The following is a 26,261-nucleotide window of genomic DNA, read 5'->3' as shown; positions in this document are numbered from 1 at the left end:
TTTTCCCAAGAGCAACCTTGTCTTCGCTAAAGTAGCTGAAGTTAAATTTCGAACGTTTCGGCTTGCCGGAAATTAGGGTCTCCCTGGGTAAACAGGCATGGCTTTTTGGGTGCTGCAAGGAAGACTAATGCGAGGACGTGGATTGATTAGAGCGTTGCGTCAGGACGACGCTCGACAGGTGCGCGCGCGCATTGCCGAACTGGAGCGCGACCTCACGACGACCGCACCTTTGGGACGCCATCGACGTTTCGAAGCCGGCCATGAACTTCGCGTAGCGAAGTTCCGCCTGGAGAAGCTCGAGGAATGCATCGGCGAACTACCGGAGAGCTCTGGGCGTTAGCGCAAGCTTGACCGCTTTCCACCCGAGCGCGCCGGCCGCGCATTTGGCCCATCACCCGGCAAAGAATTCGTGCCGATTCTATGGGACTTTGCGGCTAGGATTTGAAAAGCTCCTTGGACCCCGTAGTCAGCAGCCACACCACTCGATCGAGATGGCTGCCGAGATGGCTGCGAACCACGTCGCGGGCGCGAACTGGCTCCTCCCACGGATCGATACCCAATATTTCCGTCTTCTCTTCTACACTGGCTTCGTCGAACCACGCCTCTCCTCCAGGAGCTTCAAATAGGTAGGCTAACGATCTCTACCAGGAGCATTGAGATGGTCAGCCCAAAGGGCATGGACAGAAGCAGCAAAAGCTTTATTAGATATTTGTGATCTATACTCCTTGATATCCCGGTTCGCATAATCCAGATCCCACCTTTGGAGCTCCTCGTCTACCGTCAACCGAGGCCATTTCAACATCCTTTCGCTCTATACCAGCCAACGTGCCCGTTTTGCGTGCATACGCTTTGCCACCAAACGAAAGTTCGTTTTTGCCCCTGCGTCATACTGAAATGCCAAATATCCGGCTTGATCCGGGAAATTTCAAATGGCATAGGTTGAGCGCATATCGTCTCTTTGACGGATATGAGAATATGGTGATTGAAGGAGCACGTCGATGCCCGGGGAACCAAACAATAATATGATTGAACTTACTGCAGATATCGTTGCCGCCTATGTCCAGAAAAACGCGGTGCCAGTGTCCGGATTGTCTGATTTGATCGCGAGTGTGAATTCGGCGTTGTCGAATATTAGCCCGCCATCTCCAATAGCAGAACCCCCGCCCAAGCCAGCAGTTAACCCCAAAAGGTCGGTGTTTCCGGACTACATCATCAGCCTCGAAGACGGTAAGAAATACAAATCGCTTAAGCGGCATCTTGCGACCAGTCATGGGCTGACGCCTGATGAATACCGGGCGAAATGGGGCTTGGCGAAGGACTATCCCATGGTTGCGCCAAGTTATTCGGCCACCCGATCGGCTTTGGCAAAGTCGCTAGGCTTGGGGCGGAAGCCAGCTCTAGCCAAGAAACCAGCGACGAAACGTAAGGCCAGGGCCTGAGGTCTGGCCGCTATCCCCTCGACACTCAACGCCATCCCGAAGGATGGCGTTGAGCACCGTGGCGGATGTTACGCCCGGATGCGGCCGATGCGGTTAGCCTCGGTGGCATAGGCCGACAGCGGCTTGTCCGGCTTGAAATACAGGTCACGCTCGACCGGCAAGCCCAGGCGGCCACGAACGGCAGTGAGCTCCGAGAGGCTCAGACTACCGATCTCCGGGAAGCCAAGCCCAAGGTCACAAAGACCAAATGCAAGGTCCGGGTCCTCCGGGTCAATTTCGGTCAGAAGCCAGGTCGCGCCAGCATCCGGCGTGAACAGCTTAACGACCGGGACGAAGTCAATTTCCTGTTCTGTGCCCCGGAGAGGTTGCTGCTGGCGACCATTCGCCAGCAGCTTCTCCCGCAGCTCTTGTGTCAAGATCTGCATGGCGGCCTCCTACTCGTCAGCCTTGGGCGTCCGGAGGACGACCCGCCCATCGATGGGCAGTGCGTCGAGAAGGAGCGTCCCGCCCTCGCCGTCGTCGTGGGCGAAGAAGGAGCCGATGCGGATCCAGAAGCCCTTCTGGCCTTCCTTGCCGTCACGTACGGTGTAGGCTTGGTAGAGCGGCGATTTCGCCTCGGACTTGGTGTTACGGTTGTTGGTCATGGTCTTTTCCTTTGGTTGATGGTTTCTGTCCCGGAGGACGGTTCCAAAGGAGACGGCGCTCAAAGCGGGCTTGTCCCCAACACGGGAGCGCAGCGAATGGAGCGGGCAGGATCGGGACAAGACGGCTGCGCCGGCTAGAAGGGAACGTCATCAGCTCCGGGCGGACCAGCAACGGAAAAGGCGACTGCCAACCGCATGGGCACCAAGTGTGATGGCCGGGTTTGCCCTCCCAAGCATTCCCGTAGTGACGGTCGATGGTCCTGCTGATGGACCCTCATTCGTTCGACTCGCGAAATGCGCGGCAAGGCGTATGATCCCCAGATCGCCCCTATCGAAGAAAGGGCATTGCGGAGGCTCGAGCGTTGGAGCTTCCGCCTATGGCCAGGAGCCTGACAATGTCACGCGCCAAGGTGTCTGCATTCGATTGCGAAATCCTGCGTAGCGCCCTCCGCCGTGCGATCACCGAAGGGGAAATCCCGGAAAGCCAGTCCCGGGAATACGCCGCCCAAATGATCCGAGATTTCACCGGCGACGATGAGGTTGACCCGGACCTGCTGGAGTGGATCGTGCGGGAGCAGCCAGGCGCGTCCTAAAAGACGGCACTGCCAGCGGCGATTTGACGGCATCAGGGCTGGAGCGGTCGCTGGTCGCAAGCAATCCGGTCTTGGAAGAGAAATGTCGTGGGATCCAGACATAGCGATTTAGCGATGCCAGCAATTGTATCGACACTGATATTTCCAGCGCCGCGTTCCAACTTCGCGAACGTCATCTCCGAGACGCCAATCAACTCTGCCATCTGATAGCACAGAAGGTTTCGGCGCTCGCGCTCACCATTGATAATGGCGCCAAGACGCCTCCGGATTGCTTGGTCTCCAAGCTCATGAACCCAGGGCTCGATATCGGTTTTGGCTGTCAACAACGTCGCAATGGAGATCCGAAGAGAACGGGCCATCATGTCAAGGGTACGCAAGGTGATATTGTTTTTACGCCGAGCAGTTTTGATATAGGTCCGGTAGGCGAGACCCTTACCAGGCGAAGTATGAAACAACTGCGCCATGTCTTGGTGACGAAGCCGCCTTTGTCGGCGTTCGGCCTTGAGAACCTTCGCAATGTTGGCGCGAAGCGGGTTGTCCACTTCGCCCTTTCCATTTCGCCTCATAAATCGATGCGTGCGCACAATTTACCTGTCGCTCGGCCCTTTTGCCCTGACGATATAGCCCATAGTAAAATGACAGACAACATAGCCAGAACGCCTGTCATTTCCGGCCGCGGCGTGCATACGGCAGCCTTAGAGCGGCGCCCCTGCTCCGCTAGCACACCATGCTTGCCAGTGTGTGAGCGCGGTCACCCATCACCGTCGAGAAGCCCTTGGCTCTGACGCGAGAATGACCAGACATCTGCGCCATCGTTCTGCAACACCCAGATGCTGTCGAAATCCTCGTCCGGCCAAGATTCCGGGGCGATACCCGCGCCACCGACGAGCGCAGCCGCCAGGCTCGGAATCGATTCGTGCTGCCAGCTTACCAACACAGGTGTTGGGGCTGTGCGGATGGCTTCTGCAGCCAGCGCCTCTTGGCCCTTCGAATACGTGACATCAGGTTGAAGACCGAGGCGTCTTGCCAGTGGCGTGATTGTTTGGCTAGGCCGTTTGCTCCGGGTTTCCGAACCATCTCTTTTGATCATCCCCGACGCAACAATCGATGCCGGTCTTTCAATAGGCGCAGGCGGCGTAGAAAAGAGTGAGCAAAGCCCACCCGCCCGTTGCCAGCCACGCACGGTCAACGATGCCGGATCAACTTCGCCCTGCTCTGTGACCCCAAAATCCGCACTCCCTAGGACCGGCTTCTCGGCATGCCTAATGATCATGACAAGCCTACTTGGCATCGTCCGCCCCCATATTTCCGTACCACCCTCCTGGCGCTACTCGGCGCCCATATTACGGCCGCAAGCGTCCGCACGGCAAGGTCGGCGCTTGATCCCTAACAAAATCAGTCCAAAATAATTCTCGCAGCTAGACTTTACTTTGGCAGTTTATTCTGAAGAATAACACTCTTGGTGCGCTGACGGCCGGAACTTTAAAGGTTTTCGGCTTTCTTTATACATTAGCCGTCTCATAAAATCGAGCCGGCTGGGTGGCAGTACGATTGGCGGTAGGTCAGATCGCTGGATCAGGTCGTTGTTCTTTTTGGGGGATGAGAGGGTGCAGATCGTCAAGGCAACTGCAATCGTCAACAATGAAGTTGCGTTTCTTGCGTGGCAGACCAACCCCGACCCGATTCCTGATTGCCTGGGCTTCCACATTGTTCGGGAATATCTCGATGCCACTGGTCTGGTAACCGCCGAGCGCCCGCTTGCCGCCTATGTCGCCTTTGAAGGGCAGTCGAACCCGGACTGGCAGGCGCAGAACACAACCGTATGGCCGGTTCAGAAGTTTAACTGGCGTGATCTCACGCTGCGGCGACACCGTGACAAGTTGGGTCTCCGGCCCGAAAATGAGCGGCTACGATACCGTATCCGCCCGGTAGGTCGCTTGCGCGATGGCCTCGAGGAAGTGGTGCCCGTCCCCGAAAGCCATTGGGACGCAAAAACCAAACAGCGCGTCGAGCATCATTATCAGGGCGCACCTGTCCGGCTCGGCTACCTGGCTCCTGCGGCATTCACCAACATTGTTGAGGCTAGCCGCCGCTTAGGACCGTTCGTCTCCACCTTTACCAACGGTATTCTGTCGAGCCAGTTCCTGATCCGCATGCTCGAAGAGAATGATGGCAAAGTTGGGCGCAACGAACTTGAAGTTCGTCTGCGCGATCCAAATGACGCCCTGCGACGCTACCTGGCCGGCGACGTCCCGACGACGATAACCGAGTTCCTGAGCCGAGCAGGCGGGCAATTTCATGCCGCCCTCTACGAGCTGGAGGACCGGCAGTTGCTCGACCTCCTTGTCGCGGCGGCACCGCGGATGCAGCTGATCCTGTCCGATGCCGGGTCCAGCGACACCAAGGACAAGGTTACCAAGAAGGTCATCCATACCGACTACGATACGAGAAACAAAGCAGCTCGCGCGGCGTTGCGCGCGATAGCGGATGCGCCTGGAGCGACCTTCCGTATGCAGGACCGGCTGTTTAACGGCAGCGGCCACATCGGCCACAACAAATTCGTCGTCTGGTCGGATGACCAGGGAACACCCCAAGCCGTGCTCACCGGCTCGACCAACTGGACGTGGAGTGGCATCTCCGGCCAGAGCAACAATTGCATCGTCATCGAAGACACGAACGTGGCGCGCGCATACCTCGACTACTGGCAACGCCTGTTCGATCATCCCTTGCCGCAGCCCGCGCAAACGGGGGATGCCAACACCGCCGCCGACCAGGGCGATATCGTGAAGGACGCCGACCGTACTCCGGTGACCGGCAATCTCGCTAACGGTGCTGCTTTCGAATGTTGGTTCTCGCCGAACGTTCCGGGTGCCGAACAGCCGCCTTCGGCGCGTGCCAAGCGTCAACTGCCACCTCCACCGGACATGGACCGTCTCTTCTCGCTGATGCGCCGTGCGCACCGTATGATTTTGTTCGCGGTGTTTTTGCCGTCCAAAGGTGGGGTGCACTCGATCATCTCGCAAGCGATCGACCTCGGTTTGGCGGATACCAGCCTGGAGGTGGTCGGTGCGGTCTCCGATCCATTGGCTTGGGGCTACCAGCCTTCAGGCACCGGCCCAGATGGAAAGCCTTTGGTGCCGAGTTCGCCCTTCATCATCCAGCAGGGCGGCGTCAATGTCGTGCGCGCAACCGCGCTCACCGACAAGGATATCGGCCGCGAGCTCGGCAATTTCGTCAACAAGGAAATTTTGAGCGCGGGCAAGGCGATTATCCACGACAAGATCCTGGTGATTGACCCGCTTGACCCGGTGAATTGCGTGGTCGCGTTTGGCAGCCACAACCTCGGTTATAAGGCCTCCTACTCCAACGACGAAAACCTGGTAATCGTGCAGCGCGATCCCGCGCTTGCCCAAGCGTATGCGACGCATGTCCTCGACGTATTCGATCATTACCGCTTCCGTGCAGCTGAGGCAGAGAAGTCGGCCGAACTGCAGCGGGCGGGCGTCGCCGCATCGTCAAGCCCGACCGATGGCTTCCTGAGCATTGACGACAATTGGCAGACCAAGGCGGATCGGCGGATTTCGGCCTATTTTGGGAAATAAGTGCGCGGCATGGTGCAGGGCCGACAGAAACTCTGCTTGGGGCAGCATCATGTTTCGGATCGTGGCCGCCTTGCTGATCGCCGGCGTTCTGATGCCGGCGCAACTCGGGTCGATCATCAACCAACCGGATGCGCCGATACCCTGGTCCACGTTCCCCGTCGAAGGTTGCTGCAAGACCTGCTCTGCGGGCAAAGCGTGCAGCGATAGCTGCATTTCGAGGGACAAGCGCTGTCATAAGGCGCCAGGGTGTGCCTGTGATGGGTAGGCGGACACTGCGAAACAGGACTCAGGCGCTTTAGGAAGGAACCAACGAGCCGCCGCAGCGGCTCAAAGGGCTTTTCTGTGGGATGGAGGCGATTGCCGGTGTATTGCCACGGCAACCCGATGGAAACGGCCGGGCTGCATTCAAAATCTCTATTGTGACCTCGATAGAAATCTCTATGCTGAACCGCACGCACACTTAATTTGTCAATCATTTTCTGACTCGGGGGTGGCAATGGCTGAAACGGGCGTCCAAAATCCGGCCTCTCCAAAGATTCAGGATCCTGGCGAGGGGAATTCGACAGCAGACGCTACAGAAAATATTGATACTGTACAGGCCGATCTTCGCAGGACCGGCGCTGGTGACAATTCTGGCCTCGACGATACCGGCGCGACATCAGCAACCACATCTATAGGCACGGGAGTCCCGGTACAAAGCCAAGCAATTTTGGCATTGCGGACAAGAGAAGACTTCCGGTTTAAGGTCAACACCGTCAAATGGTTCGGTGGCCTTTGCGCCATAGCTCTAATCGGAATGATCGGACTTGGCTTCTGGTACCTCGACAGAATGGTCGAAGCGTCGCAAGCCTATAAATCCGAGATGGATTTCAGTAAGATTTTGTCGACATCACCCGTTAACAATGACACAGTGTTGCTTGGACTTGAACATGACGGACTAGGTATGCGCAACAAGCGCGCGATTTCTGCCCTCTATATGAGGGCCTACACTCAATTCCTCGCCCTTATCGCCGGCACAGTTTTATCTCTTTTGGGAGCGGTCTTCGTCCTTGCTCGTGTTGACAGCGTTGCGACGACAAGTGACGCAACGATTGGCGGCATGAAGTGGGCGCTGTCGTCCAGTTCACCGGGAATTATTGTCTCGATCGTGGGCGCAGTACTTATCGGAGGCGTTGTTTACCTCGCAAGCGACGCCATCCAAGTTTTCGATGCTCCAGTCTTTCTCGGCCGCGGGGCTCAAGCCGCATCTCCCCCAGATGGCACATTCGATTCACCTGATTTCCAGGAATCCATGAAACAGAGCTTGAAGAGACTTCAAGAAGGGGATCGACACCATGATTAGGAACGTCATATCCGTAGCGGTCTTCCTTTCGATCAGCAGCTCTTGCCAGACCATGGCAGACCCGCTGGAAGACGCCTACAAGCTGGGCTACAAAAAGGGATATGCCGACGCAGCATCTATATTTATTGGTAGCCCGTCTGGCAATACTATCATGAAAACATTGCCCGGACCCGAATTTAAGACCATCGTTGTACCTCCGAGCGGAACGAAATTCGACATTGGCAACGACAGCGCAGTCGCTATCGTTCCTCACAATTCCTTAGATGCGTTTAAACAGAAACTTGGAACTGACTTCATTATAGACAATAAGATACTACTAAATAAATGATGGCCCACCTAGACGCGACGATACCGTGGCGGCCGATTCCTCCCCAACAGGAAAAACCACCGGCATACCCCGTCGACCGTGATCACCAGCCGACGCCCCGGATAAGGAACGCCGGATCGATACCCAATATGTGCTGCACCATCTCTTCTTCGCTGGCACTATTGGCGCATGCGTCCATGAGCTCCAAATAGATCGTGAGATGCCTGTTGTCATAGGCGGTTAGATGGTCCGCCCAAGGGACTTCGGTTGCAAATGGTTGGATCAGGCGATTGGCGCAATGTCTTTTTCATCCAGTCTCGCCGCTTTTTCGGAATCATCCGCCATACGTTGCTCTTAGGCGTCCCGGGATGCTAGATTGAGAAATAAGGGCCCATGTCGGCCCTTATTTCGTTTTGTGCCCGTCGCACCGTCCAGACTCACAGCTAGCAGCTAGTGCTCTAGCCGCCGAGACGCCGTTTCGGCATGGCGGGCATTCAACTCGATGCCCAGCCAGTCTCGGCCACAGCCCTGTGCAGCAACAAGCGTCGAACCCGACCCGCAAAACGGGTCGAGTACCAAGCCACCCTCCGGACAGAACGCCTTCACCAGCCGCCGCAGCGGCGCTACGGGCTTTTCCGTGGGATGGAGGCGATTGCCGGTGTATTGCCACGGCAATACGTCGGGAACCGCCTCCGTCGGCAAGGGAGGCTGTCCCTTGGCCAGAATGTAGGCGGACTCATGCTGCGCCGCGACGAACCGCGTCGAGGAGGCATAGCTTTTGCTGAAGACCAGATGGCCGACAATGCGGAACCCGGCCGCACGCCACGCTTCGATAAACTGGTCGGCAGCGTTCCAGCCGTAAAAGCTGACGCACAAACTGTCAGGCCGCAGCACACGATAGGCTTCGGCAAAGGCCGGCTTCAGCCAATGCGAGTTATTGTCGTTGGCTACCGTGCGGCCGGTACGGTCGCGGTAGCGGCACAGGTACGGCGGATCGGTGAGGATGAAGTCGACACATTCGGCAGGAAGGCCCGCCATGACGTCGATGCAGTCGCCGTGGAGCACGCTATTGCGGGGACACGTGACGGCAGCCGCTGCCGGGACGGGTCCCAGCCGCTGGATGGAAATGAAGCGGCTCATCGCACCAACTCCCTTCTATCGGCTTCACTTCTGCCGGCGAACGCGTCACCGGCGAGGCCGTCCGCACCGCGGAAGCGGTGGGGGCTCACGCCCCCACGCTTTCCTTGGCCTTGCGCTCGCGGATCACGAGGCGTCCGCTGAGAGGCAGCGCCTTCAGGTTGAGGTTGAAGCCCTTGCGGTCATCGTGGCTCCAAAGCGCGCCGATTTCGGTCCAGGTGGTCTTATCGCCCTCGCCCTCGACAACGAATACGGTGTGGGTCGGCCGTTTGGTGGTGGTGGTTTTCGTCATAGTCTTTCTCCTTTGTTACCCCGGCCACGTCATTGCGGCCGGTCGGGTGACCAAGGCGCCGGGCGATTCAGCCGGCCTGCAACGGAGGGTTCGACCGAGGGACCCTCTGGGAGACGGTTGGATGCCTTGCAGGACGGCACGCGCGGTGCACACACGACCCATTTCCGGCCGTTTTGACCTGTGACCGGCACAAAGAGGAGAAAGACGACGAAACCCCCGCCAAGCGGCTGACCAGCCATGCTATGTCGAGGCCCGGGCGATCCACCTGCGATAGAGGCGCGTCCGCCGCCACGACCCGCAAGGGCTTGGCCCTGAACCAGGGCCTCCGCTTGCCGTGCCGACGCCAATCCGGGTGCCGGGCCAATGCATTGGCCAGGAACGCGGAGGGGCGTGACCAGCCATGTCGGGCATGGGAATGTCCGACATGGCGGGCGGCCGGCGGTCTGTCACTCGCCAATGAATTGGGGAGTGACAGACCGCCGCCAAAGCCTCGGTGGATGCCGGGTTTGCGCAAACGCCGCCACATGACTCCCAAATGACGCTGCGCTTCGTCGATCATTTCTGATGCAACGCGCTGGCCATCAGCAGGCAACACCATCACTGTCTCGCCGGGCAACTAAAGCCTGATCCATCTCACCCGACCTTTTCCCCAACCAAAGGAGAGCAGAATGCCTGCTTATCGAATTCGTGCGCCGCCGCGGCGGCCACACCTCCGGTTTCGACCTCTCGGTAACCGGATGCCCAACAGGGCAAACCATATCGGCCAGCCACCCGGCTGGCCCGGGAGGCTCGTACCGTAAGGAAGACTACGCATTCCGGCCATGCCGCGAATGACCTTCGCGGGGTGCCACGATCTACGGACGTGCATCGGCCATCAACACTCACCTTAAGGAAGCGAGCAAGATGGACGATCTGACCATGGACCTGGTGCGGCTGTGCCAACGCAACAGGGACGGCTCTTACGGCACCCAAAACAACCGCCGGCGCGGCCTGTCCGCAATGGCAAATGACCTCGCGGACCTCGGCTACAAACTGCCGTCCGCCGGTTCGCTAAAACCCAAACACGTCGAGTCCCTTGTCGAAAGATGGCTCGATTCCGATACCTCGGACGCCAGTGTCCGCAACCGCCTCACCTGGCTGCGCTGGTGGGCGGAGAAGATCAACAAAGTTAATGTCGTCAACCGCGAAAACGCCGCGTACGGCGTCGCCGAACGTGGCGAAGTCGCGCGCAACCGCGCCCAGACCCTCGACCATGCCAAGCATGGCAAGATCGAGTGCCCGCATATCAAGGCCTCCGTTCTGCTTCAGGCGGCGTTTGGCCTGCGGCGCGAAGAAGCGATGAAGTTCCAGCCGCAAGCGGCCGTCAGGGCGGATCATATCGCCCTCCAGGCGAGTTGGACGAAAGGTGGCCGGGCACGGACCGTGCCCGTTAACACGCTCGAGCAGCGACAGGTCCTCGAACACGTCATGCGCCTTGTCCCCGGCCGAGGCTCTCTAATCCCCGCGCACATGAGCTATGTCGAACAGTTGAAGCGGTTCGAGTACCAGACGCTCAAGGCGGGCCTCCGCAACACCCACGGATTGCGCCATGCCTATGCCCAGCAACGCTACGCGACGTTGACCGGCCAATCCTGCCCGCTGGCAGGCGGTAAGCGCTGGGGTGACATGAGCGGAAATGAACGCGCCGCCGACCGCGCGGCGCGCCACAGGATTTCCGCGGAGCTCGGCCATGGCCGCCTGAAAATCACCGACACCTATCTTGGGAGGGCCTTCTAATGAAACGCGCAGAAGGTAATTTCCTGATGGCCACCGGCATGAGGACGAAGTACGCCGATACACTGTTCAAGCCAGCGACGATCGCCGCCGCCATCGACGAGGCGGCCAAGCAGGGACATCGCCACTACCGTGTCGTCCAGGAGTACGCGTTCGACCTTTCAGACACAGAGGCCGCCAAGGCGCTCGAGGAATGGCTCGATTCCGAGGAATTCCACTATGTCTGGCGCCACACCTATATTGAGAGGAGCACGTTCCGTCCGCCCATTGTCACGGAATACCCGGAGTTGGAGATTTCATGGTAACGCGCCGAAAGAAAAAACAGCCACAAGCAATTGAAAATCCTTGGCGTCCGTCCGGACAAGTGAGAGGGGGATGTTCATATCTTCCTGAGGCCAGCAGTTCTGCTGTCCCGTTCAAAAAGCCAGAATGTGTTCAACATTCCCTATCCGCACACCATTGACCAGCAACAACCTCAGGATAGTTCTAGCTTGAGCTAACAACCTTGGGGCCCGAGTCTTCGGTCCCAAGTTAGCTCAACCAATTTCTCAAAATCCCATTGTATTCGGCTTCGCTGTTGCTACTGTCGCCTCGGTCGGGCTGGGGTGGAATATGGCCGATAAATTTGATCTGTTTGGCGACCTAGATCGCGGCGTCGCGCTTGCGCTGTCAGGCTGGCAGCGCAACGGCTGGCGCTGGAGCATCAGCTATGCCCGCGGCGCCCGGCCTTTCAAAACCAGGCTCGTCTCCTACACCGAGAGCGAGACCTGCAAGACCCGCGTTGGCACGATGGACGGAGGGCCAGGCACATGACGCTCGCTACGGCGATATTCGGGTCAGAGACGCGGTTGCGTCCGCTCATCAAAACAGTGCTCGTTGTGACGGCGCTGCGGTTCGGCTGGCTCGCCATCAACATCTATCGACCGACCGCGCTCTCCTTGGCCTGGGCCTTAGTCCCCTGGCCGTATCCCATGTACTCTTGGACCGTGTGGGTGGCGGACGGGGTGCTGGTCTTTTACCAGTTCCGCACCGCCCTCCGGATTGGCCGGCTGCTCGCGTTGCGCCACGCCACGCAGTTCAGTGCGTTTCTTGGATTTTCGGCCCGCGCCACCGGAGCCGAACAGCATCTGACGCCACGCAACCGTTCCTGGATGCCGACAGCACTCCAGCTGTCCGGGGTGCTTATCCTCACGTGCTGCGCGGTAACCTGGGTTGCGCTGATGCTCGGATACAGGGAATGGGCACCCTTCGACTACTTCATGCGAACCTATTATGCCGACCGGTCAGTTCTGGTTGGCTTGGTCCTGTCCGTTCTTGGTCTGATGTTTGGCGGCCGTTACATCGCGCGGGCCTCTGGCGACGTCAGCACCAGTTTCGGGGTGATGCCGGTCGAAGACAATCACTGGCTGGCGGAACGTGTGCATCGCCTCGCCGAACAGCTCAACCTGCCCAAGCCGGCTGTGGGTATCACCAACGTCATGAACGCCTTCGCCATGGGGGCGAACCAGAAATCGTCCATGGTCGTGATCGGCAAGCCGCTCTTCGTGTTTGAGAGAGACGAGCTAGACGCTGTTATCGGGCACGAACTCGGCCACATCCTGCATAACGACGTGGCGCGGATGCAGTTCGCGGAAGGCTTTCAGCGCGTGCTGGTCACCGTGGTGAACATCTTGACGCGGGCCGGCGTCAAAGTGGCATTGCGCGGCAAGAAGAGTCGCGCAAAAGCTCGCCAGGACGCGTATCTGGCCTGGGTTAGCGGATTGGTTGTCCGGAAAACGGTCTTCGTCGCCTCCGAGCTCGTCGCCAAAGGCATTTCGCGTAACCGCGAGTTTCACGCCGACGCGGTCGGAGCGCACGTAACGTCTCCCGATGCCATGGCCCGCGCCCTCAAGCGCGTTCATGGCGTTGCGGACAAGCCGACCGCCGAAGAGCGGCAGTACGGCTACCTGATGTTTCGGGGAGCAGGTTTCGGCAAATTCTTCGCGACGCACCCGCCCCTAGAAGCGCGCCTGAAAGCCCTGGACGCGCATGGGATTTCGCACGAAACCGCCAAGGCGGCCGTTGCCCAGCCCTCGGTTGGGGCTGTCGACGGGACGAAAGGCCTTGGCCTTCTGCGTGCGCAGCTTGCCTCCTTGGCTTACGGCCTCGGGCGCAGGACACGGCGCGGCCTCACGGCCTTTCGCGCAAAGGTCAATGTCCGGCGGCTGGCGACCTTGGGCGCGGTTTGCCTGGTCTTGGCAGTGGTGGCGCCTGCCATCGTGAGCTTCTACGGCCTTGATCGTAGGCTCAATGACGCCAAGGCGTCAACAGGCCAGGCGCTGTCGTCCTCCTGGAACTGGGTGGCCGACACCAAGGAAGGGTGGTTCGGTGACGCCGAATCCACCACTCGCATTGGACAGCTTGAGGCTCGCGAGCAGGCAGTGAAGGCCGCGGAAGCGCGCCTTGCCAACGACCGCACGGCCCTCGCCCAGCAGACCTCCGGCGGCAGCGTAAGCCTTTCTAACACCCTCGCCGAGCGCGACCAGGCCCGCAAGCAGGTGCAGGACCTGCTCCTGAAGCTCGATGCGGCCAACGCCGACCGCACGGCGCTGACGGCGCGTCTTGCCCAGCAGAAAACCCCTGAGGCTGGAACACACCCCGCGGCTCCGGAAGCCGACACGCAGCATCAAATCGCCTCCCTTACCGAACAGCTGGCCACGATGACCGCCGATCGGGACGAGATGGTCCGGCGGAATGACGAGCTTCGGCAGATGAACCTCGAGCTGAAGGGACAGATCGCCGACCGGGACACGGCCCGGGTCGACCTCGACAGGCAAATCCAGACCTTCAAGGATCAGATCGCCAATCTCACCAACGGCGAACCCGCAAGCCAGGAGCAATCCGCCGTGCCGGCCGTCCGCGAAGCGCCGGCCACGGCGCAAGGCGGTTACGGCGCATTTGCTGCCGCTGGAAACGGCATCGTCATTCTGACGAACCGGAGCTTCGCGACCCTGGAGGCTGCGACTGACGCGGCTCTGGCCGAATGCCGCCAATTCAGCGGCGGAAGCCAATGCGAGGTGAAACAGGTGTTCCGCAACACCTGTGCGGCCGTGGCGCGGGTCATTCCGGCGACGAAGCGGTCGCGCTATGAACTGCAGTTGGAAGCGACGATCGAGGACGCCGAAGAAATGGCACTTTCCGAGTGCTATCAGCGCAACCGGCGGCCTTGCGAAGTGACGCGCCAGGTTTGCGTCCAGTAGGAGGGCTTGCCTACTCGGCCGCTCTCACGGAAGTGTCATGAATGACAGGTAAACGTGCTTTTCCTGGGGGAGCGATTGATCGTTGGTGGACGTACAGCACGCGCAAAGTGACGCCTACCGCCTCGTGCGCATTGACGGTGGTCGCGCCATAACTGTTGTCACTTTCTATTCGGCGGCCGAGGCATTAGCCGTCTTGGGTTGCTTGGTCGATGGCTACCGCTTGATGCTTGGCGACAGGCAAGTATGGCCTACATCCGGCGGTCATGACGGCATCGCAAGTTAGGCACGCCGACCGCTGGTCGGTGTTCCCAGGACGTCTCTGCTCGCCTCGGCCAGACAGAGTTCAGCTCCCCGTAGGGTCCAGTTTTGCCCGGATCTTGCCGACCGCCTTGATGATGGTGTCGGCGGCTTGCCGGTCCAGTGCGATGTCTAGGAGGCCTTCCGTTGTCCGGATCGAGAGAATGCCAAGGGTGCCTTTCTCGTCAGTCGCCGTGCCGACATGGATTTCGGTCGGCACGAAAGGCCGTGCCTTTTCCACACGCTTCATGGGTTTCTCGCGTCGCTGGGCGGCTTCCGACATCACGCACCAAAGCGCTGTGTTCAAGCGAACTTAGAGCTTATGCTTAGACAGGGTCCCGTTTCTTGTCTGTGAGCGTCACCTCATCGCCGAAAATTGCCATCCTTTTTCCGCTCAGTGCTCATAGTGGTAGGCGGGCAAGTGCTCTGGCTGCTCCTGCAGCTCGACAATCAGATAAGCCCTGAGCTTCTCGCCAGAATTGACGAGCGCCTGGGCCCAGGCGTGAGAATGGAGCGCACCCTGGCGCAACTCCTCGGGGATACCGGCAAGGGTCTCCGCTTGCGTCTTGCGAAGGGTCCAGTAGGCGAGGCGCTCACGGCGCCGGATGAGGTCCTTTTCCAACCATTCCAACGCCTTGCGCGTTTTCTCGCGCTGTTCCGGCGTCAGTTCGGGAATTCCGAAAATCGAGCCTCTGTGTAACTTGGCCATGAATTGATGATGGGGCGGCTTTTCGGTTCCCGCAAGTGCTACCTCTGATTGCGGTCGGACTCCTCCCCCCGGCGGTCATCTACCCCCCGGCCGGCTCGTGGCGCCCCGTATCGAGCCAATCCAGGTGGTTTTCGGCGCGCTCCGGTACGGCATCGGATCGATGAACCAGCGTCCCGACTTTGGAAAGCCAATCCAGGTGGTTCCCGGCCGGGCTGGGAAGGGGCTGCTTTCGTTCCTCCCGGTGCTGGACGCGGCGCTCCAAATCCTCGATCTGCGCTTGCACCTTGCCGAGTTGATACATGTGATCCCGTTGAATGCCGTAACGGTCCTGCAGGAACGAACTGATGCGATTGGGTCTGGAGTCCGCCTCCAGCCGGGGAAGGCAGTTTTTAATCTCATAGTCGATATCGTCGACGGCTTTTTTCAAAGACCGGGATTGGTTCTGAAGAAGTTCGAGTGCGCGCTGGTTGTCCATGTCTGTCCTCTTCCGGAATTATGCGGCTCGCGACCCGTGTTGCAGCGAGGATTGGGCCGGAAATGACGGCCCCCCTATTCCGCACCGGTTCGTTCGGCTGGTGCGGCCGGAGACAAGGACAGCTACAAAAAACGGGAAAGGGCGTTCGCCTACTCAAGCGGCATGGGGATGTTCATCCCCTTCTTTAGTTTGATTGCCTCCGCTTCCGGAGGCCGCTGGAACAGCAGTTCTGCTGTGTTGTTTGAAAGGATGCTTCCGTATGCTGGCCCGGGAGCTTTTGGTCCAATTCATTGCAGCCGTTCTCTTCGCGGGAAATCCGTTTGCAAACACACAAGAAAAGTTCATCTCGCCCCTTCTAAAGGGGTTTCTGCCTGATGTTTCTTGGTGTTACATCATCCAGTCTAGCGGGGGCTGGGGGTATGCCAGATTGGTTCAAGGATTTCGATCCCCTGAAGGGAGTCGAGCCGTTCGGATCGTCTCGCAAAGGGGGTGCGGGACAAGGCCTCTCAACCGGATTCAAGATTGCCACCGCCATCGGCAACATGTTCGCCCAACATCGGGCGCGCAAACAAATGGAAAACGAGCAGCGCGAGGAGAAACGGCGCGTCGACGAGGCGGTTGCCAACCCACCTCCCCTGCATGGTTCGGCGCGCTGGGCTGATGCCTCGGAGCTCTCAAACGCGGGCTTGCTGCACCCGACTGCAAAATTCGATAGCCCCTCTTCCATTTTGCTAGGAGTCTTGGAGGACCCGGCCCTCGGTGGCGCAGTCGCCGGTCAACTTCACTGGGATGGCGAAGGCCATCTCCTGACCGTGGCGCCCACACGCTCAGGCAAATCGACGACGACGATCATCCCCAACCTGGTCCGCTACAAGGGCTCGTGCGTTGTGCTCGACCCTAAGGGCGAGCTTTACGCCCAAACGGCGGCTTGGCGCCGGAAGAACGTCGGGCCGGTCTATCGTCTTTCACCTTTTCAGTCCGAAACTGACGCCTACAACCCTCTCGACGGCATCGCATCATTTTCCGATGCGCAGGCGCTCGCCGACCTAATCATGCCGCCGGATCCGCATGCGCCGGACTTCTTCCGCAAGGATGCGATCTCAGTCCTGACTGCCATCATCATGTTCGTCACCGAGGCTGCGCCGCCGGGCCATCGCAACATGGCCGAGGTGCGGCGTATTACGGCCGCTCCTCTCGATCTTTTCACCGAGGCCATCAAGACCATGGGGGACTCGCGCAATCCTGCGATTGCAAACGCCGCCAACATCGTCCTCGGGAAGGACCGTGGCAAAGGCATTCCGAACCTGCGGGATACCATCAATACCGAGTTTGCCCTTTGGGACGACCCGGGGCTTCACCGTGCCACCTCGGTCGCTTCGTTTGATTTCCGATCGCTGAAGGACGAACCGGCGACCGTTTACATCACCGTGCCGTTCCACAAGATGTCGGCGTATGCCGCGTTCCTGAAGATCACGCTCACCACCGCTCTCGAGGCGATGCTCCAGAATGAAACCATCCCCGAAATACCCGTCCTGTTCATTCTGGACGAGTTTCTGAGCCTGGGTCCGTTCCCGCGCTTCCGCGACGCAATCCGAACACATGCCGGCGCCGGCGTCCGCCTCTGGTTCTTCCTTCAGGACGTCCCCACGTTGGAAGAACATTACCCCGGCGGGTGGAAGACGTTCTTCAACACATCGGTGAAAACGTTCTTTGGAACGGACGAGCACTTTACCGCAGAGATGATCTCGGACTTCCTCGGCGACCAGACGCGGGGTTACCGGACAGCAGGGACCAGCAACAGCGCCTCGACCGGCCCGATCTTCAGTGGCAACGGGTCAGGGACGGGCACGGTCAATCACGGCATCGCCTATACCGGCCGTGCCCTTCTGACGCCGGATGAAGTGACGGAGCTGCTCAGTGGCACCGCCACGGATCAGACCCGTACCGGCCTTGTCTTTGCGCGCGGCGTCCGCCCGATCCAGGCCAAGCTCGTGCCCTGGTATCTCGGGCAAACCTGCCGAGACCGTGTCACAAGCCAGCCGCAACGCAGGAGAACGGTCTGAGCTCTTTGCGGGCCTAGCGGTCCCGCAGCCATTGTCGGCTTATGTCCCTCTCTTGCTCTTGCTCTCGGTCTTCGGACTCAGGCGATTCAGGTTTTCGCTTGACCCACCACGGATCGGGGTCGGCTCGCATCTCGCGCTGCTTGCCGTCGAAATGCGCGAGGTTGACGGTGCGCATCTCATCCAACTGGTCACGAACACCACGATATTCCTGAAATATGGCCGGCAGCCGTAAGCTGGCGTCTATGGCGTTCTCCTTTCTTGCCGCGTCCCGGGGCATCTCGCCAAGCGAGAAGAGGTGGTTCTTCAGGAGCTCATACGAATGCGCATCGTTTAAGGCGGACTTCACCCACTTCTCGTAGGCGAGGTCAGGCCGCTCAAAGCAACGCTCAAAAAGCTCGTCGAACTGGCGGTTGAGCTGAACCATCCGCGTGGTCAGCTTCTGCATGTCTGCTTCCGGATCGAGATCCTTCGCCATCGCAATTTCCTTTGACAGGGAATAGGAATAATGTCCTACTCCTACTATGCGGCCGTATTGGATGAGAAGGTTAGACTACGAACTTGCGCTAGCAAAGCGCCGCCCGTGGAGAGATTGGCCAGGATGGTTCTGGTTTCACATGGTCAAACGACCCTACTATGCATACATGCTGCACCGTCGTCGGAAACTGGGAACCTATAGAGAAGGGTTGCCACCCAGCCATACCGCGACCCGCGTGCGAGGCGACATGCTGGCTGGCGCGCTGCCCGCCAAGCGCATTCCAAAAGACACGGTAAACTAGTTCACGGGGAACTGCGTTCCTAGGTTGCGTGGCACGCCTTCCCGTCGCCGATCACCGGCTCCGCCACCAGGCATCGCGATCCAGTTCAGGCGCATCATGTTCGGTTTCCGGCTGCCGATGATGCTGCGTGCTCACCCACCACGCCCTGTCGGTCTCGGCAGCAAGCTCCCGATCGTTTGGTAGCGGATAGCGCTCGGCCGGCTGCTCGACCTCGGCAATCATCCTGTCCTGCGCCGCCTCCAGTTCATGCGATGGGATCAAGTCACCTTCGGGATTCAGGACGGGCAGATCGCGCTCGGCAACAGGGCCGCCCTGCTCGTGATCCCGCGACTGCCAATAGAGCCAGAATTCATTACGTTCGTGCTCACTCATATCCGGCGCCGGTTCACGGCTTTCCGGCGGCCAATCGCGTCTCAGGGATAGGTGGGGATACAATTCGGCAAGCGGGTTGGGCATTCTCAGCTCCTGTCGGACCGTGGCTATGCGTTCTACGTCGATGTTCGCCCGGCGTGACAGCCGCGCCTGGCGATCGGCACCCATGTGCCGGCCGGCGCGCTGAGCCGAACCTATGGAGGCTTGGCTGCGGGCATCAATGCGGGCATCGAGGCCGGCGCTGGCGAAGCTGGCGTTGGCAATTTTGGCCCACCTGGCACGCGCCTCGGTCACGAAGCGAACCCCGTCGGCCTCCCGGATCTTTTCGGCGAAACCGCCAGCCGTAATCCGACGCGTTGTCAGCAGCATGTGGGCATGAGGATTGTTGTTGCTCCCGTCCTCGTGAATCGCCAAATCCACGACAAAACCTTGACGCGTATACGCATCCGCCATCGCGCTGGTCAGTTCGCGCCAAATCGCCGGGGCGACTTCACGCGGCAGCGCGAACTCGATCTCCTTGGCAAGCCGCGCGTCCTTGCGCTTTTCGGCGGCTTCGACGGCATTCCAAAGCTTGGCACGGTCACCCATCCAGACAGGAGCCCCAGCCGGTATCCGGATCTCGGCGTGAACAACGTCGCGTCGGCCGCCAAACGCGCTCTCGCGTTCTTCGGCGTCGTTTGGCAACGTTTCGCCTGCCCTATAGGCGGCCGCAGCGACAACGGAACGACCGTCACCACGACTGATGTTTTTGACGTGCAGATGAAAGATCGCCACTGGTCACCTGTCTATCTGCAATTTGTCGGGCCACGGCGTACAGTCAAGTTGAAAAGCAGCTCCAGGTGCGCAGCGGGGTTCCAAGGGGCTTGCCCCTGGCGCACTTGCCGGTTTTCTCCGATTGGCGTTTCGCCAGAGGTTAGAAAACCGAGCAACGCATCGCAAATTTTCGTCCAATGCGTACACATTGGGCGATGCGTAAGTGCGCTGTTGCATTGCCCTAAACTGGCGCCAATTTTCAAGATTGTCCGGCTAGGTCAGCCCGCAACCTAGTTCTCAATCTGCTCGACCCTCTCTGGCTTCGCCCGCTTCGTGGGCTTGGGCCTGCGCACGTTAATGGCCGCTGCATCGAGGCGGTTTTTGAGGTGCACAGCATAGTGCTTCTCGATCATTTCGACGCTTGTGCGGCAGTTTTTGGCAACCTGATAGATGTCGGCGCCCTCAAGCAATCGGAAGCTGATGTAGCTGTGACGGAGGGAATACAACGTGCGCCGATTGCCCTCGCGGTCGAGCTTGAGGCCGATCTTGTCGAGGATGCCGTTGAACTGCTTTTTATGGTCGACCGGAAACAGCCGGTCTGTGGCCTTCGGCTTGTTCCGGGCCACCATCCGCTCGAAGGGGAATACGGCCCCGGATGTGCTTTTGCAGTACCCTACACCGCGCTTGCCGCGCACCTGGATTTCCAGGATCTTTTGGCCTGTCGCCGCGTCCTTGACGACCTCCACATCCCGATACTCAAGCCAATTGGCTTCGTCTGGGCGCAGCCCCGTGTTCGTCAGGAATAGGATCTTATCGTGGAGCTGTTCGGCCAACCAAACGCGATGAGCCTTTTCGCCCTCCTTGGCTTTATGGCTGGCCTCCCGCGTTTTTCGCGCATGCTCACGTGTCGCCTGGTACAGCTGTTTGTACTCCTCTGGCGTAAACCAGGCGCGGTGAACGACCTTCGCTGACTTTTTGTAGGGCTGGGAGATATCTGGCAGATGTGACAGCCACCGGTGCCGAACGGCGGTCTTCAGGACAAGGCGCAGGGTCACGGTTTCGTGGTGGAGCGTGCTGCGCGACGGGAGCATCTTGCCTTCCTCCGGCGCCAGCCGGGACACGCGGTACTCCTGCACAGTGCCGGCATTGATTGTGGAGAGGCCCATTTTGCCGAAGTACGGCACCAAATAGGTGCGAACGCGCCGATAATGATCCTGTACCCAGCGGGCGTTCCGTTCGCCCTCAGTCAGGACCTCATATTCCGCGACAAATTGGTCGGCGGCATCCTTGAACGTCTTCTCGCCCACCAACTCACCGCGCCGGCCCTTGTCCTTGAGGCCGAAATACCAGTCCTCAGCCCAGTCCTTGGCCTTCGATAGGCTTTCTTCCTTGGTGCTGACCCGCCAATTTTTGCCTTTGAGATAGGCCGAGCAGTGCCATATCGGGCTGTCGTTGCGCCGATAGACATGAACCTTCCCGCCTAAAATTGTGTGCTTTTCCGCCATCGCCAGACACTCCCTGAGCACGTGCAAGTTTGTGCAAGAGATGTGTAAGGGTAGTTTCGGCGTCCTGGCCTAGCAAGGCCATTTCTAAGTGCCTGATTTCCTTGAGAAAATGGCACGGGCAGCAGGGCTCGAACCTACGACCTGCGGTTTTGGAGACCGCCGCTCTACCAACTGAGCTATGCCCGTACATGCGCGTTTCGGCGCAGGCGCTTCCTAAAAGCTTCCGCGTGCTCTGTAAAGAGCGGTCTGAGGCCGATTCATATCCTTGGCCAGAAATCCGCGCAGGCAACGACCAGCTCCTCCCCCTGGGTCCCGAATTCGCGGCCCAGCTCACCGGCACTCAGCTCTTGGTCGGAGGCTTGTACGGCCCGCCCGGCACGCCCCAGCCCCAAGCCGGCATCGGTTCGGTCTCGGGGTCGCAGGTCTCGCCGAGATTGGAATTCATCTTGGCCAGCCGCGATCCCCATTCGACATAGCCCATGAAGGCGGAGCGGAATTCCGGATCGTCGGGCAGCCCGACGGCATCGGCGGCATCGGCAAGCAGATTGATCCAGCGGCGGCGCTGTTCCTCGCTCAAATGCTTGCCGAGATGGTGCATCACCATCTCGCGATGGCCGCCATGCTTTTCGCTATAGGTTTTCGGCCCGCCGAAAACCTCGCCGATGAAGGCCGCGACATGGGCGGGATGGTCCGGCGACATGTGCTTGAACACCGGCCCGATCACCGGATCGCGGGACACCTTGTCGTAAAAGGTTTCCGTCAGCCGGTTGAGCGCCTCGATGCCGCCGGCCCATTCGTAAAGTGTCGGGATATCCCGGCTCATTCTCGATCCTCCCCTGGGCGACGCCTGCCACGACGATAGCGGAGAAATCGGGCATGGCTCAACCTGCCTCGATGGCCAGTTTCTGCGATGCCTACAGTTTGGCGGGCGACTCGGCCTTGGCGGTTGGCGGAAGCAAACAGTTGTCGGGCTTGGGTGAGGTTTTGCAAATAGCGGGGCCGGTTAGCGCCTCCACCGACTCCGGCCCGGTTGTCAGCCCGACTTTGAGCATCATGTCGGGCTTGAGCTGACGCTCGACCGAGCCTATCGCGGCGAACAGAGCTGGGTCCATCTCCATCTCCTCCAGGTAGGCTTTAACCAACTGCGTCTGTCCCCTCGAGGACATGCTGAGCCTCGCCTTGGGATCGACCAGTCTTTTGGCACCGGCGGCAAGCATGAGCGCGCAGGCCGAATCGCACTCCACTCCAAAATCGCTAATCAGCCCGACATAGGCACCGTTATCGGCCAAGCAGCCTGCCTCGGGCGGGTCGCAGCCGACGATAGTGGTGCGGGCGACGGCGACGTCGAGCTTCCGTTCATGGATAAGCCTTCCCGCGGCCAGAGCGCTGAACAGGCTGCCCCCCTGTGAGCTGATCACCACCGGCAGCCGTCGGTTGCCAAGGGTGTCGAGCAACTGGCGCAACTTTTGCGGGGTCTGAGGCGTCATCGCGCCTTCCGCCGAGATCCATTCCGGGCAATCGGGATTGCAGAGCGAGTCTCTGCCGCGAACGACAACGAAGCGCATACCTGGCGTCGAATTCCCTGGCGCTCCCTGCAACGGCTTGGGAGCTGGAGCCTTGGCCGGCTGAGAAAGTGGGGCGCCGGTCTTTGCCTTGATCGCAGCCACCACGGCCGGCTTGGCCGCGGGCGTTTGTCCGCCTGCTGGCTTGTTTCCCGGTATTTCCCTGCAGTTGGGAGCCGGCGGGTCGAACATGCACAGAGCTGCTTTGGTAAACAGCTCCTCAGTGTCCGTGCTAGTGGCCAGTTTCATCGTCAGCATATCGTGGAGGCTGATCTGCCTGATGTCGCTGGCTGGCGTCGCCTTCATCAGGTCGAGCACGCCCTCTCCGACCCCCATCTCCTTGAGATAGGCCGAGATCTTGCGCGCAAACCCCTTGCTCATTTTATAGGTTTTGTAGCTTTCGCCCTGCGTGACGGTTTCCGTGGTGACCCGATATTTTTTGCCCCGCTTGACGCGATAGGTGGTCCGATAGTGCGTTGTGGAGGGGAACCAGGTGGTGGTGATCTGGTGAACACCCAGGTAGTTCCAGCCGCCGGCCACGCGACGCACGCCTCCGGCAAACATCAGCGGACAGGCGGAGTTGCAGCTGGCGCCATCGGACGCCTGGCCGAGATAAGCGGAGCTCTTGCCGTAGCTGAATCCACAGCCATCCGTCCCGGGCCAACAATCGGAAAACTCGGTCTTGCCTATGGCGATGTCGAGCTTGTTCTTGCGGATTATCCGGCCGAGCTGGAGCGCGGCGTCGACATTGCCGCCAGGGGAATTGACGATGATCGGCAGTTTGCGGCTGCCGAGCTTCTTCAAGGTGAGCTTGAGCAGAGCTGGCGTGCCGGCTGCAATAGGGCCTTCGGCCGATATCCATTCCGGACAGTTGGGCTCGCAGCCTGGTGCGCTGCTGCGCGCGACGACAAACCTCCTCTCCGACGTATCATCGGACGACATGCCGGGAATGTACCATGTGCTGGGATCCCATGTACTCGGATCAGACAATGTCTTCGGGAAGACATCCTCAGCCTTCACGGCGAAAGCAGCCATCGCCATCACAAGCACCGGCGCCAGCCGAACCAACGCCCGCCAACACCTTGCCATATTGTCTGAACGGCGCCCCGAAACCACGCTTGGCAAAAGCCCCCTCTATGCAACCCATAATAGTTACGGCAACGACGCTTGCAATGGCATTGAAACAACCGCGCAAGACTTGTTGTGCACGGTGCAAGTAAACGGATAGCCGAAGCAGCGAGCATGGCTCAACCTGCCTCGATGGGCAGTTTCTGCGATGCCTACAATTTGGCGGGCGAGTCGGCCTGGGCGTTGGGTGACGGCAGCATGCGGCAATTCTCGGGCCGCGGCGTCGACTTGCAAACGGTAGCGCCCGTCAGCTCATCCACGGTTTGACGCCCGGTCGTCAGTCCGAATTTCAACATCGTGACCGGTTCGAGCTGGCGATGGCTTGAATACAGCACCGACTGCATCGCCGCAAACAGGCCCCGACCGACCGCCATGTCTTCCAGATAGGTCTTGACCTTCTGCTCCAGTCCGAGCGAGTGCACGCTCAAGCGCGCCTGGGGGCCGACAAGGCGCCTGACACCGCCGGCAAGCACGATCACACAGGCCGAGTCGCATGCGCCCACGGCATCATTGGTCAGCCCGACATAGACGCCGCCCTCGGCCTTGCAATCCGCCTCCTCCGGTTCGCACCCTACGAAATCCGTCCCCGCAACCGCCACGTCGAGCTTGCGTTCGCGGATCAGTCGCCCAGTGGCCAGAGCGCCGAGCACATCGCCTCCCGGCGAGTTGATCACGATGGGCAACCGCCGGTCGCCGACGGTGTCGAGCAGTTGGCGCAACCTCTCCGGTGTGCCCGGCGTAATCGTGCCTTCCGCCGAGATCCATTCGGGACAATCAGGGTCGCAGAGGAAGCTCCTGCCCCGAACCAGAACGAAGCGCATATCGCCACCGCCGCCCTGCTTCACGGTTTCAGCTTCGACAGGTGTGATAGGGGTCGCCTTGGCTTCAACCGTGACGGCTTTGGCCGGCTGATTGGTTTTCTTTCCTGGCGGCGTTACGTCCCTGCAATTGGCGGGCAGCGGATTGGCGTTGCAGATGCTTCCGGCGGTCAACAGGTCGAGGGAATCCAGGCTGGTAACGAGTTTCATCCGAAGCATGTTTTCCGGCTCAAGTTGCTGAATATCGCTAGCCGGCGTTTTCTTCATCGTTTCGAGCACGCCCTGATCGACGCCCATCTCCTTGAGATAGGCCGCCAGCCTTTTCTCCACCGCCTTGCTCATCTCGTAGGTCTTGTAGCTCCCGGCGCTCTTTCGGCTGATGATTTTTGTGTTGAGGATCTTCTTCTTGCCGCCCACCACACGATAGGTGGTCCGGTACTGCAATTTCGTTCGGATATAGGTGGTGGTGATCTGATGGACGCCGAGATAGGCCCATTCACCGACCACCCGCCGCATGCCGCCGGCAAACATCAAAGGGCAGGCGGAATTGCAGATGGCGCCGCTGGCATAAGGATTGCCAAAATAACGGGCGCCCTTGCCGTCATTGTCCTTGCAATCCTTCTCATCAGGCAGACAGCCGATGAACCAGGTCTTGCCGACGGCGATATCGAGCTTGTTCTTGCGGATCAGCCGGCCAAGCGCGAGAGCCGCATCGACGTTGCCCCCGGGGGAATCCACGACGATGGGCAATTTTCGGCCGCCAAGCGCCTTGAGCGTGCGTTTGAAAAGCGCCGGCGTCCCGGCTTCTATCGAGCCTTCGGCTGATATCCATTCCGGGCAGGTCGGCTCGCAACCCGGTGCATAGCTGCGGACGACGACAAACCGCATCGTCGGGCCAAGGTCCGGGGCCGCATCCGCCGCGACAGCTATGGTGCCCGCGGCAAGCAAAGCCAGCCAGATCAGCGCCGGCAACCACCATGCCCGGCCAAGCCAACGGTGCTTTGCAACCATTTGAACAAGCCCCCTCGATGCAACCTATACTAGTTGAGGTCTGGGGGCTTGCAACAGGATTTGCGCTGGATGCTGACGCGCTATGGCGTTGGGCGAAAAAGCAAAAAGGGCGGCCCGAAGACCGCCCTTTCCTTGTCGATCCGGCGATTGCCGGTGTCGATTATTCCTTGATGGTGACGACGATGCCGGCACCGACGGTGCGGCCGCCTTCACGGATGGCGAAGCGCAGCTTCTCTTCCATGGCGATCGGCACGATCAGCTCGACATCGACCGTGATGTTGTCGCCCGGCATCACCATCTCGGTGCCTTCCGGCAGCGACACAATGCCGGTCACGTCCGTCGTGCGGAAATAGAACTGCGGACGGTAGTTGGTGAAGAACGGCGTGTGACGGCCACCTTCGTCCTTGGTCAGGAGGTCAGGATG

At 59.7% G+C, this 26,261-nt stretch carries 27 protein-coding genes and 1 tRNA gene; 11 read left to right on the top strand and 17 right to left on the bottom strand.

Features of this window, described 5'->3' with window-relative positions:
* Positions 1-154 precede the first annotated feature (154 nt).
* Both AC1D0N_RS28975 and AC1D0N_RS28970 read left to right on the top strand, forming a co-directional pair.
* On the top strand, positions 155-340 hold the full coding sequence (locus AC1D0N_RS28975; RefSeq protein WP_477249744.1) for a hypothetical protein: 186 nt from the start codon (positions 155-157) through the stop codon (positions 338-340).
* Between the two features lie 658 nt (positions 341-998).
* Complete coding sequence (locus AC1D0N_RS28970) at positions 999-1,439, top strand: Ros/MucR family transcriptional regulator (RefSeq protein ID WP_477249742.1); 441 nt, start codon at positions 999-1,001, stop codon at positions 1,437-1,439.
* A 68-nt stretch (positions 1,440-1,507) separates the two neighbouring features.
* Here AC1D0N_RS28970 and AC1D0N_RS28965 read toward each other — a convergent pair whose 3' ends face one another.
* A complete protein-coding gene (locus tag AC1D0N_RS28965) occupies positions 1,508-1,864 on the bottom strand; it encodes a DUF2958 domain-containing protein (protein ID WP_477249740.1) in 357 nt (118 codons plus the stop codon).
* Between the two features lie 9 nt (positions 1,865-1,873).
* Positions 1,874-2,083: a hypothetical protein gene (locus AC1D0N_RS28960; RefSeq protein WP_063173695.1), complete on the bottom strand. Its 210-nt coding sequence runs from the start codon at positions 2,081-2,083 to the stop codon at positions 1,874-1,876.
* Between the two features lie 395 nt (positions 2,084-2,478).
* On the opposite strand from AC1D0N_RS28960, the gene AC1D0N_RS28955 reads away from it, so the two are divergent.
* Entirely contained in the window at positions 2,479-2,676 is a 198-nt protein-coding gene (locus AC1D0N_RS28955) for a hypothetical protein (RefSeq protein ID WP_477249738.1), read from the top strand.
* Between the two features lie 32 nt (positions 2,677-2,708).
* Here the strand turns inward: AC1D0N_RS28955 and AC1D0N_RS28950 are convergent, their stop codons facing one another.
* Both AC1D0N_RS28950 and AC1D0N_RS28945 read right to left on the bottom strand, forming a co-directional pair.
* Positions 2,709-3,218 (bottom strand): helix-turn-helix domain-containing protein, encoded by a 510-nt coding sequence (locus tag AC1D0N_RS28950; RefSeq protein WP_477249736.1) that lies wholly within the window; start codon positions 3,216-3,218, stop codon positions 2,709-2,711.
* A 209-nt stretch (positions 3,219-3,427) separates the two neighbouring features.
* Positions 3,428-3,949, bottom strand: a complete 522-nt coding sequence (locus AC1D0N_RS28945) for a hypothetical protein (protein ID WP_477249734.1) — start codon at positions 3,947-3,949, stop codon at positions 3,428-3,430.
* Between the two features lie 334 nt (positions 3,950-4,283).
* Here AC1D0N_RS28945 and AC1D0N_RS28940 point away from each other — a divergent pair, with 334 nt between their 5' ends.
* The 3 genes from AC1D0N_RS28940 to AC1D0N_RS28930 all read left to right on the top strand — a co-directional run bounded on the left by AC1D0N_RS28940 (position 4,284) and on the right by AC1D0N_RS28930 (position 7,948).
* Positions 4,284-6,278: a phospholipase D-like domain-containing protein gene (locus tag AC1D0N_RS28940; protein WP_477249732.1), complete on the top strand. Its 1,995-nt coding sequence runs from the start codon at positions 4,284-4,286 to the stop codon at positions 6,276-6,278.
* A 496-nt stretch (positions 6,279-6,774) separates the two neighbouring features.
* Positions 6,775-7,620, top strand: coding sequence for a hypothetical protein (locus tag AC1D0N_RS28935; protein WP_477249730.1), 846 nt, complete (start codon positions 6,775-6,777; stop codon positions 7,618-7,620).
* A complete protein-coding gene (locus AC1D0N_RS28930; RefSeq protein WP_477249728.1) occupies positions 7,613-7,948 on the top strand; it encodes a hypothetical protein in 336 nt (111 codons plus the stop codon). The genes AC1D0N_RS28935 and AC1D0N_RS28930 overlap by 8 nt, the downstream gene beginning before the upstream one ends.
* A gap of 429 nt (positions 7,949-8,377) precedes the next feature.
* Here the strand turns inward: AC1D0N_RS28930 and AC1D0N_RS28925 are convergent, their stop codons facing one another.
* Positions 8,378-9,067 (bottom strand): DNA methyltransferase, encoded by a 690-nt coding sequence (locus tag AC1D0N_RS28925; protein WP_477249727.1) that lies wholly within the window; start codon positions 9,065-9,067, stop codon positions 8,378-8,380.
* Between the two features lie 85 nt (positions 9,068-9,152).
* On the bottom strand, positions 9,153-9,356 hold the full coding sequence (locus AC1D0N_RS28920) for a hypothetical protein (RefSeq protein WP_063172270.1): 204 nt from the start codon (positions 9,354-9,356) through the stop codon (positions 9,153-9,155).
* A 903-nt stretch (positions 9,357-10,259) separates the two neighbouring features.
* On the opposite strand from AC1D0N_RS28920, the gene AC1D0N_RS28915 reads away from it, so the two are divergent.
* The 4 genes from AC1D0N_RS28915 (at position 10,260) to AC1D0N_RS28900 (ending at position 14,368) form a co-directional block, all read left to right on the top strand.
* Complete coding sequence (locus AC1D0N_RS28915) at positions 10,260-11,132, top strand: phage integrase N-terminal domain-containing protein (RefSeq protein WP_477249725.1); 873 nt, start codon at positions 10,260-10,262, stop codon at positions 11,130-11,132.
* A complete protein-coding gene (locus AC1D0N_RS28910) occupies positions 11,132-11,434 on the top strand; it encodes a hypothetical protein (protein ID WP_477249723.1) in 303 nt (100 codons plus the stop codon). Before AC1D0N_RS28915 ends, AC1D0N_RS28910 begins: the two co-directional genes overlap by 1 nt.
* Positions 11,435-11,741: 307 nt before the next feature.
* Complete coding sequence (locus AC1D0N_RS28905) at positions 11,742-11,942, top strand: hypothetical protein (RefSeq protein WP_477249721.1); 201 nt, start codon at positions 11,742-11,744, stop codon at positions 11,940-11,942.
* Entirely contained in the window at positions 11,939-14,368 is a 2,430-nt protein-coding gene (locus tag AC1D0N_RS28900; RefSeq protein ID WP_477249719.1) for a M48 family metalloprotease, read from the top strand. The genes AC1D0N_RS28905 and AC1D0N_RS28900 overlap by 4 nt, the downstream gene beginning before the upstream one ends.
* 343 nt (positions 14,369-14,711) lie before the next feature.
* Here the strand turns inward: AC1D0N_RS28900 and AC1D0N_RS28895 are convergent, their stop codons facing one another.
* The 3 genes from AC1D0N_RS28895 to AC1D0N_RS28885 all read right to left on the bottom strand — a co-directional run bounded on the left by AC1D0N_RS28895 (position 14,712) and on the right by AC1D0N_RS28885 (position 15,849).
* Positions 14,712-14,915, bottom strand: coding sequence for a hypothetical protein (locus tag AC1D0N_RS28895; RefSeq protein ID WP_477249718.1), 204 nt, complete (start codon positions 14,913-14,915; stop codon positions 14,712-14,714).
* Positions 14,916-15,059: 144 nt separating this feature from the next.
* On the bottom strand, positions 15,060-15,374 hold the full coding sequence (locus AC1D0N_RS28890) for a hypothetical protein (RefSeq protein ID WP_477249716.1): 315 nt from the start codon (positions 15,372-15,374) through the stop codon (positions 15,060-15,062).
* A gap of 79 nt (positions 15,375-15,453) precedes the next feature.
* Positions 15,454-15,849, bottom strand: coding sequence for a hypothetical protein (locus AC1D0N_RS28885; RefSeq protein ID WP_477249714.1), 396 nt, complete (start codon positions 15,847-15,849; stop codon positions 15,454-15,456).
* Between the two features lie 419 nt (positions 15,850-16,268).
* Here AC1D0N_RS28885 and AC1D0N_RS28880 point away from each other — a divergent pair, with 419 nt between their 5' ends.
* Entirely contained in the window at positions 16,269-17,912 is a 1,644-nt protein-coding gene (locus AC1D0N_RS28880; protein WP_477249713.1) for a type IV secretory system conjugative DNA transfer family protein, read from the top strand.
* A gap of 13 nt (positions 17,913-17,925) precedes the next feature.
* Here the strand turns inward: AC1D0N_RS28880 and AC1D0N_RS28875 are convergent, their stop codons facing one another.
* From AC1D0N_RS28875 to AC1D0N_RS28840, 8 genes are all read right to left on the bottom strand, one after another.
* The gene (locus tag AC1D0N_RS28875; RefSeq protein WP_477249711.1) at positions 17,926-18,387 is read right to left on the bottom strand and encodes a hypothetical protein; all 462 of its coding nucleotides are present in this window, start codon (positions 18,385-18,387) and stop codon (positions 17,926-17,928) included.
* 352 nt (positions 18,388-18,739) lie between these two features.
* Positions 18,740-19,834, bottom strand: a complete 1,095-nt coding sequence (mobQ, locus tag AC1D0N_RS28870; protein ID WP_477249709.1) for a MobQ family relaxase — start codon at positions 19,832-19,834, stop codon at positions 18,740-18,742.
* 269 nt (positions 19,835-20,103) lie between these two features.
* Positions 20,104-21,318: a site-specific integrase gene (locus tag AC1D0N_RS28865; protein ID WP_477249707.1), complete on the bottom strand. Its 1,215-nt coding sequence runs from the start codon at positions 21,316-21,318 to the stop codon at positions 20,104-20,106.
* A gap of 110 nt (positions 21,319-21,428) precedes the next feature.
* Positions 21,429-21,504, bottom strand: a tRNA-Trp gene (locus AC1D0N_RS28860).
* 154 nt (positions 21,505-21,658) lie between these two features.
* Positions 21,659-22,141 carry a group II truncated hemoglobin gene (locus AC1D0N_RS28855; protein WP_477249706.1) on the bottom strand — a complete coding sequence of 161 codons (483 nt, stop codon included), beginning with the start codon at positions 22,139-22,141 and terminating at the stop codon, positions 21,659-21,661.
* A 91-nt stretch (positions 22,142-22,232) separates the two neighbouring features.
* Positions 22,233-23,921 (bottom strand): COG3904 family protein, encoded by a 1,689-nt coding sequence (locus tag AC1D0N_RS28850; RefSeq protein ID WP_477249704.1) that lies wholly within the window; start codon positions 23,919-23,921, stop codon positions 22,233-22,235.
* A gap of 239 nt (positions 23,922-24,160) precedes the next feature.
* Positions 24,161-25,837 carry a COG3904 family protein gene (locus tag AC1D0N_RS28845; protein WP_477249703.1) on the bottom strand — a complete coding sequence of 559 codons (1,677 nt, stop codon included), beginning with the start codon at positions 25,835-25,837 and terminating at the stop codon, positions 24,161-24,163.
* 160 nt (positions 25,838-25,997) lie between these two features.
* Positions 25,998-26,261 (bottom strand): EF-Tu C-terminal domain-related protein (locus tag AC1D0N_RS28840; protein ID WP_477249701.1); only part of this gene is annotated, 264 nt, incomplete at its 5' end.

Source organism: Mesorhizobium sp. P2_E10 (assembly GCF_056404235.1).
Note: the sequence above shows the minus strand (reverse complement) of the source record. Positions and strands in the feature narration are given on the sequence as shown.

Bases quoted from the DNA above. Each gene is read 5' to 3' on its own strand.
- AC1D0N_RS28935 (WP_477249730.1), top strand. From the start codon at position 6,775: ATGGCTGAAACGGGCGTCCAAAATCCGGCCTCTCCAAAGATTCAGGAT.
- AC1D0N_RS28955 (WP_477249738.1), top strand. From the start codon at position 2,479: ATGTCACGCGCCAAGGTGTCTGCATTCGATTGCGAAATCCTGCGTAGC.
- AC1D0N_RS28960 (WP_063173695.1), bottom strand. From the start codon at position 2,083: ATGACCAACAACCGTAACACCAAGTCCGAGGCGAAATCGCCGCTCTAC.
- AC1D0N_RS28900 (WP_477249719.1), top strand. From the start codon at position 11,939: ATGACGCTCGCTACGGCGATATTCGGGTCAGAGACGCGGTTGCGTCCG.
- AC1D0N_RS28930 (WP_477249728.1), top strand. From the start codon at position 7,613: ATGATTAGGAACGTCATATCCGTAGCGGTCTTCCTTTCGATCAGCAGC.
- AC1D0N_RS28890 (WP_477249716.1), bottom strand. From the start codon at position 15,374: ATGGCCAAGTTACACAGAGGCTCGATTTTCGGAATTCCCGAACTGACG.
- AC1D0N_RS28915 (WP_477249725.1), top strand. From the start codon at position 10,260: ATGGACGATCTGACCATGGACCTGGTGCGGCTGTGCCAACGCAACAGG.
- AC1D0N_RS28865 (WP_477249707.1), bottom strand. From the start codon at position 21,318: ATGGCGGAAAAGCACACAATTTTAGGCGGGAAGGTTCATGTCTATCGG.
- AC1D0N_RS28965 (WP_477249740.1), bottom strand. From the start codon at position 1,864: ATGCAGATCTTGACACAAGAGCTGCGGGAGAAGCTGCTGGCGAATGGT.
- AC1D0N_RS28845 (WP_477249703.1), bottom strand. From the start codon at position 25,837: ATGGTTGCAAAGCACCGTTGGCTTGGCCGGGCATGGTGGTTGCCGGCG.
- AC1D0N_RS28970 (WP_477249742.1), top strand. From the start codon at position 999: ATGCCCGGGGAACCAAACAATAATATGATTGAACTTACTGCAGATATC.
- AC1D0N_RS28945 (WP_477249734.1), bottom strand. From the start codon at position 3,949: ATGATCATTAGGCATGCCGAGAAGCCGGTCCTAGGGAGTGCGGATTTT.
- AC1D0N_RS28920 (WP_063172270.1), bottom strand. From the start codon at position 9,356: ATGACGAAAACCACCACCACCAAACGGCCGACCCACACCGTATTCGTT.
- AC1D0N_RS28885 (WP_477249714.1), bottom strand. From the start codon at position 15,849: ATGGACAACCAGCGCGCACTCGAACTTCTTCAGAACCAATCCCGGTCT.
- AC1D0N_RS28910 (WP_477249723.1), top strand. From the start codon at position 11,132: ATGAAACGCGCAGAAGGTAATTTCCTGATGGCCACCGGCATGAGGACG.
- AC1D0N_RS28880 (WP_477249713.1), top strand. From the start codon at position 16,269: ATGCCAGATTGGTTCAAGGATTTCGATCCCCTGAAGGGAGTCGAGCCG.
- AC1D0N_RS28875 (WP_477249711.1), bottom strand. From the start codon at position 18,387: ATGGCGAAGGATCTCGATCCGGAAGCAGACATGCAGAAGCTGACCACG.
- AC1D0N_RS28905 (WP_477249721.1), top strand. From the start codon at position 11,742: ATGGCCGATAAATTTGATCTGTTTGGCGACCTAGATCGCGGCGTCGCG.
- AC1D0N_RS28895 (WP_477249718.1), bottom strand. From the start codon at position 14,915: ATGAAGCGTGTGGAAAAGGCACGGCCTTTCGTGCCGACCGAAATCCAT.
- AC1D0N_RS28925 (WP_477249727.1), bottom strand. From the start codon at position 9,067: ATGAGCCGCTTCATTTCCATCCAGCGGCTGGGACCCGTCCCGGCAGCG.
- AC1D0N_RS28855 (WP_477249706.1), bottom strand. From the start codon at position 22,141: ATGAGCCGGGATATCCCGACACTTTACGAATGGGCCGGCGGCATCGAG.
- AC1D0N_RS28850 (WP_477249704.1), bottom strand. From the start codon at position 23,921: ATGGCGATGGCTGCTTTCGCCGTGAAGGCTGAGGATGTCTTCCCGAAG.